General features: G+C 70.4%; 2 protein-coding genes. Both read left to right on the top strand.

Features of this window, described 5'->3' with window-relative positions; genetic code table 11:
• The first annotated feature begins 45 nt into the window (after positions 1–45).
• Positions 46–1,221: a Gfo/Idh/MocA family protein gene (locus ACFRCR_RS15310; protein WP_377678707.1), complete on the top strand. Its 1,176-nt coding sequence runs from the start codon at positions 46–48 to the stop codon at positions 1,219–1,221.
• A gap of 161 nt (positions 1,222–1,382) precedes the next feature.
• A complete protein-coding gene (locus tag ACFRCR_RS15315; protein ID WP_377678709.1) occupies positions 1,383–6,914 on the top strand; it encodes a ThuA domain-containing protein in 5,532 nt (1,843 codons plus the stop codon).
• The last annotated feature ends 23 nt before the right edge of the window (positions 6,915–6,937 follow it).

The raw sequence follows: 6,937 nt of genomic DNA on the forward strand, positions 1-6,937 counted from the left end.
CTCCCGGCCCGCCCGTGACGTCCACCACGAAAGGAAGTGCCTGAGATGGCGCAAGACGGTCGCCCGACCCTCGGGATCGGCATGGTCGGGTACTCGTTCATGGGGGCTGCACACTCGCAGGGATGGCGTACCGCACCGCGGTTCTTCGGCCTGCCGCTCGCGCCCGAGATGCGCGTGCTGGCAGGTCGCAACGCCACGGCGGTCACGGCAGCCGCGGACAAGCTGGGCTGGGACGACGTCGAGACCGACTGGCGCAAGCTCGTCGCACGCGACGACGTCGACCTGGTCGACATCTGCACCCCGGGCGACACGCACGCCGAGATCGCGATCGCGGCGCTCGAGGCCGGCAAGCACGTGCTGTGCGAGAAGCCGCTGGCCAACACGGTCGCCGAGGCCGAGCTCATGGTCGCCGCCGCCGAGGCGGCGGCCGAGCGCGGGGTGCTCTCCACGGTGGGCTTCACCTACCGCCGGGTCCCTGCGGTCCAGCTCGCGCGCCAGCTCGTCGTCGACGGCCGGATCGGCACGGTCCGCCACGTGCGCGCCCAGTACCTCCAGGACTGGATCGCCGACGAGAACGTGCCGCTCTCGTGGCGGCTCGACAAGACCAAGGCGGGGTCCGGGGCGCTCGGCGACATCGGGGCGCACATCATCGACCTCGCGCAGTTCATCACGGGCGAGTCGATCACCGGAGTCTCCGGGATCCTCGAGACGTTCGTCGACGAGCGCCCGATCGCGACCGGCTTCTCGGGCCTGTCCGGCACCGCCGGAACCGAGAAGGGCCCGGTCACGGTCGACGACGCCGCGGTCTTCCTCGCGCGGCTCACGGGCGGCGGGCTGGGGGTCTTCGAGGCCACCCGCTTCGCCTACGGCCGCAAGAACGCGATCCGCCTCGAGATCAACGGGTCGCGCGGCTCGGTGGCGTTCGACTTCGAGGACATGAACGTCCTGCACTTCTTCGACGCGTCCGACGACCCGCAGGTCGCGGGCTTCCGGCGGATCGTCGTGACCGAGCCGCAGCACGCGTACATCGCGAGCTGGTGGCCCGCGGGCCACGGCCTCGGCTACGAGCACGCGTTCACGCACCAGGCCGTCGACCTGGTGCGCGACGTCGCGGCCGGCACCCAGCCCACCCCGTCCTTCGCCGACGGCCTGGCCGTCCAGCGAATCCTCGAAGCCGTCGAGCGCAGCGCTGCGTCCGACAGCGACTGGCAGCAGATCTGAGAGGAGGCCGACCGTCCCGCCGTACCGGCGGGAGAGCCACGTGGAACGTGGTGCGAGATGCCCGGCGGAGCAGGTCCGTCACCGGCGACGACGGGTCATGGCCGATGCCGTCGTCGCCCCGGAGCGCAGCACCCTTGTCCCATCATCACAAGGAGTCCTTGGTGAGAAACGTGCTCTGGAGAGCACCGCGCGCAACGATGCGCACGGTCGCGGCCGTCGCCGCTACCGCGGTGGCCCTCCCACTGTCCATGGCGACCGGGGCGGCGGCATTCGCCGCTGCACCGGGCGCCTCCCTCAGCTCCGTCCAGCCCGCCGCGTCCGTCGCGGCAGCCCCGGAGGCCGCCGCGGCGCCCTTCGACGCCCTGATCTTCTCCAAGACCGCCGGGTTCCGGCACGACGCGATCCCGGCCGGGATCACGGCGATCGAGAAGCTCGGCACCGAGAACGGCTTCACGGTCGACGTCACGGAGGACGCCGCCGACTTCAACGACGCGAACCTCGCGCAGTACGAGGTCGTGATCTGGCTCTCGACGACCGGCGACGTGCTCAACACCGAGCAGCAGGCCTCGTTCGAGCGGTACATCGCGAACGGCGGCGGGTACGCGGGAGTGCACGCGGCGTCCGACACCGAGTACGACTGGCCCTGGTACGGTGGCCTCGTGGGCGCCTACTTCTCCGGCCACCCGCAGAACCAGGACGCCACGATCAAGGTCGAGGACGGCGTCCACCCCTCGACCGCGCACCTGCCGTCCCGGTGGGACCGGCACGACGAGTGGTACAACTTCCGCACGAGCCCGCGCGACAAGGTGCACGTGCTCGCGAGCCTCGACGAGACGTCCTACGACGCGGGCAGCGCCAAGATGGGCTCCGACCACCCGATCGCCTGGTGCCAGACCTACGAGGGCGGTCGCTCCTGGTACACCGGTGGCGGCCACACGCAGGCGAGCTACACCGAGCCGAACTTCGTCGAGCACCTGCTGGGCGGCATCCAGACCGCCGCGGGCGTCGTCGACTCGGACTGCAACGCGACGCAGAGCGCGAGCTTCGAGCGCGTCGCGCTCGACGAGGACACGAGCAACCCGATGATGCTCGACGTCGCCCCCGACGGGACGGTGTTCTACGCCGAGCGTGACGGGCGCGTCCGCCGCATCGACCACGACGCCAACGTCACCTCGACGGCGCTCACGCTGAACGTGACGCAGGCGAACGAGGACGGGCTGCTGGGCCTGGTGCTCGACCCGGACTTCGCCGCGAACGGTTGGCTCTACGCCTACTGGTCGCCCGCGAACGTCGGGTCGGACGGCCCGCACAACCGGATCTCGCGCTTCACGTACGACACGGCGTCCAAGACCTTCGACCTCGCGAGCGAGAAGAAGCTCCTGACCGTGACGACGCAGCGCGACACGTGCTGCCACGCGGGCGGGGACATGATCTTCGACGAGGACGGCAACCTGATCCTCGCCACGGGGGACAACACCAACCCGTTCGAGTCGGGCGGCTTCACCCCGACCGACGAGCGCCCCGGCCGCAAGAACTTCGACGCGCAGGGCTCGTCGGCGAACTCGAACGACCTGCGCGGCAAGGTGCTGCGCATCACGCCGCAGGACGACGGGACGTACACGGTCCCCGAGGGCAACATGTTCGCCCCGGGCACGGACAGGACGCGCCCCGAGATCTACGCCATGGGCTTCCGCAACCCGTTCCGGATCGGTCTCGACCCGGCCTCGGGCAACGTCCTGGTCGGTGACTACGGTCCCGACTCGGGGGCGGCCGACCCGGCCCGCGGTCCTCGTGGCGCGGTCGAGTGGAACGTCGTGAGCGAGCCGGGCTTCTACGGCTGGCCGTACTGCACCGGCGCCAACACGTCCTACATCGACTACAACTTCGCGACCGGCCAGTCCGGTGCGTCGTTCGACTGCGCGGCGGGCGCGACCAACGACTCGCCCAACAACACGGGCATCCAGAAGCTCCCGGCCGCCGTTGCTGCCGAGATCTGGTACACCGGCGCGGCCAACCCGCAGTTCCCCGAGATCGGTGGCGGCGGCGCACCCATGGGCGGTCCCGTGTACGAGTTCGACCCCGAGCTCGACTCCGACGTGAAGTGGCCCGCGTACTGGGACGGCAAGGCGCTGTTCGGCGAGTGGAACCACGGCACGATGTTCTCGATCCAGCTCGACGGCGACAAGCGTGACCAGATCGTCGACATCAACCGGGTGCTGCCGGGCGTGCTCGACCCGTCCAACGGGTTCGACCGTCCGATGGACTTCGACTTCGGTCCCGACGGTGCGCTGTACGTGATCGACTGGGGCTCGGGCTTCGGCGGCAACAACGACTCGAGCGCGGTCTACAAGGTCAACTACGTCCAGGGCGACCCGTCGCCCATCGCGCACGCGCAGGCGGACGTGACGAGCGGCTCCGCGCCCCTGACGGTCCAGTTCTCCTCCGAGGGCACCCGCCACCCGGCGGGCGAGCCCATCTCGCTCCAGTGGACGTTCGGCGACGGCTCCGCGCCCTCGACCCAGGCGAACCCGACCCATACGTACACCGAGAACGGCTCGTACACGGCGCAGCTCACGGTGAGCGACTCCGACGGCAAGCTCGCGGTCGCGAACGTCACGGTCGTCGTCGGCAACCAGGCGCCCGTGGTGAAGATCGAGTTCCCGGACAACGGCGGGTTCTTCGAGTGGGGCGACCAGGTCCGCTACCGGATCACGGTCGACGACCCCGACGGCGAGGTGGACTGCTCCACGGTGGCGCTGCGCACCTCGCTCGGCCACGACTCGCACGCGCACCCCATGGAAGAGCTGTACGGCTGCGAGGGCGTGCTCCAGACCGCTCGCGACGAGGGGCACGGCATCGAGTCGAACATCTTCTGGGTCATCGAGGGCTCGTACACGGACGACGGCGGCGACGCCGGCGTGCCCCTCACGGGCAACGCGCTGCAGGTGCTCCAGCCCAAGCGCGTCCAGTCGGAGTTCTACACCTCGACGGGTCGTGAGACCTCGATCGGCACCGGCGGCACCCCCGGCGTCCAGAAGGAGACCACCTCGGACTCCGCGGGCGGCGGTCAGAACCTGGGCTACATCGAGCCCGGTGACTGGTGGGCGCACGAGCCCGTGAGCCTGGCCAACGTCGAGGCGATCAGCCTGCGCGTGGCCTCGCCCAACGCGAACGGCGTGGTCTCGCTGCGCTGGGACGCGGCGGACGGCCCCGAGATCGGCCGGATCACCGTGCCGAACACGGGCGACTGGCAGGTCTACCGCGACGTGTCGACGCAGCTGACGAACGTGCCGGAAGGCAGCGGGACGCTGTACTTCGTCCTGCTCTCGGGCGGCATCAACGTCAACTGGATGGACATCGAGGGGCGCGGCGTGACGGACAACATCCGTCCCGACGTCGAGCTCGACGTGCCCACGCTCGCCGGTCCGGCCCCGCTGACGGTCACCGCGACCGCGACGGGCACCGACCCCGACGGCGAGGCGTCCGACCTGGTGTACGCGTGGGACGACGGGCTGGGCGGCGGGTTCGTCGACGGCGGTCCCGAGTTCTCGCACACGTACACGGCCGCGGGCACCTACCGGCTCCAGGTCCGCGTGACCGACGCCGGTGGCGCCTACACGGTCAAGTACGTGAACATCAAGGTCAACGAGGCCGGTCCGGTCATGTGCTTCTCGGGCCGCTCGGACGACTTCACGGGCACCGCGGTGGACGAGGACCGCTGGTCCACGATCATCCGTCGGGACCAGAAGCTCGCGGTCTCCGGTGGTCACCTGGTGATCCCCGCGAGCAAGGCGGACTTCTACGGCCAGGGCGAGGGACCGGTGTCCAACATCGTCCTGCAGGACCTGCCCTCGGGTCCGTGGACGGCGACCACCAAGGTCACCTTCCCGGCACGCGCGCAGTACCAGCAGGCCGGTCTGCTCCTGTGGGGCGACGGTGACAACTACGCCAAGATGGTCATCCAGGGCCGCGGGACCGGGGCCAACCCGAACTCGCGCGTCTTCCAGTTCATCCGCGAGGAGAACGGCACGCCGAACGAGGTCGCCGCGTCCAACGTGAACATCACGACGGACTTCCCCGACACGTTCTACGTGCGCTACACGAGCGACGGGTCGAACCTGCGGGCGTACTACTCGGCCGACGGCCTGGACTTCACGGCCATGTCCGAGACCAAGTCGCTGCACGGGCTCGTGAACCCGAAGATCGGGCTCGTCGCGTTCGCGAACGACGGATCCGTCCCGGACGTCGTCGACGCGACGTTCGACTGGTTCCACATCACGCCGGACGACACGGCCACCGCGGCCGGGCCGGACGATGAGTTCGAGGGGACGTCGCTCGACGGCTGCCGCTGGAGCTCCGTGGTCCGTCCTGACGCGTCGGGCCTCCGGGTGGCCGGTGGCAAGCTCGAGATCGACACGACGCCCACGGACATCTACGGCACGGGCAACACCGACGTGCCGAACATCGTCCTGCAGGACCAGCCCGCCGGTGACTGGACCGTCGAGACCAAGGTCGACGGCTCGACGTTCAACCAGCAGTACCAGCAGGGTGGTCTGATCCTCTACGGCGACGACGACAACTACGTCAAGCTGGACTTCATCACGAAGAACCAGCCGGGCGCGGCGGTCGACCGTGGGCTCGAGATGCGCAGCGAGGCCGGCGCGGCCGTCCTCAACCCGCAGCCCAACGTCAACAACCTGTCGCAGGGCGTGTGGTGGCTGCGTCTGGCCAAGGTGGGCACGACCTACACGGGTTCGTACAGCGCCGACGGCGTGACCTGGACCGAGATCGCCGAGAAGGTGACCAACCCGGGTCTGGCAGACGCGAAGATCGGTCTGTACGCCCTGGGAGCAGGTCAGCAGGCCTCCGCGACCGCGACCTTCGAGCACTTCAAGGTCGTGGGCCCGGCAGCCGAGCCGCTCACGGTGAGCGGGTCGCTCGACCCGGCCTCGCCGTCGGGCGCGAACGGCTGGTGGACCGGTCCGGTGACCGTCACGGTCGCCACCACGGGCGGCGCGGCCGGCCAGCAGGTCTACCGCGAGTACCAGGTCGACGGCGGCGCGTGGGCCGAGTACACGGCCCCCGTGGTCGTGTCGGCCCCGGGCGAGCACACGCTCAAGGTGCGGGCCTCGGCCGGCGCCGAGAACGCGACGGGCGCCGACGTGGTCGTCAAGATCGACGCCGACGGCCCGAGCGTGGCTGCGACGCTGCGCGAGGACCGCACGGTCGAGGTCGTCGCCACGGACGCCGTCTCGGGCGTCGCCTCGGTCGAGTACACGCTCGACGGGACGACCTGGGCCGCGTACGACGCCCCGGTCGCCGTGGGTGACGAGGCCGTGACGTTCGGCTACCGGGCGACCGACCGGGCCGGGAACGTCACGGCGCAGTCGGTCGACGTGCCCGCCGGCGAGACCGTCCCCGTGACGGTCTCGGCAGCCCCCAAGTGCGTCGCGAACCGCGTGACGCTCTCGGTCACGGCCGTGAACTCGGGCGACGCCCCGGTCACGATCGTGGTCCGCTCGGCCTACGGCACCAAGACCTTCACGGGCGTCGCGGCGGGCAAGTCCGCCCACCAGTCGTTCGCGACCCGTGCGGCGTCGATCGACGCCGGACAGGTCACGGTCACCGCGACGGACGCCGAGGGGAGGACCACCACGTACACGGTCGACCACGCCGCGGCGAGCTGCGGCTGACCGGCCCCGGTGAGGTCGTGGCG

Origin of the sequence: Oerskovia sp. NPDC056781 (assembly GCF_042789955.1) — a bacterium.
In the GTDB taxonomy this organism is placed as follows: domain Bacteria; phylum Actinomycetota; class Actinomycetes; order Actinomycetales; family Cellulomonadaceae; genus Oerskovia; species Oerskovia rustica.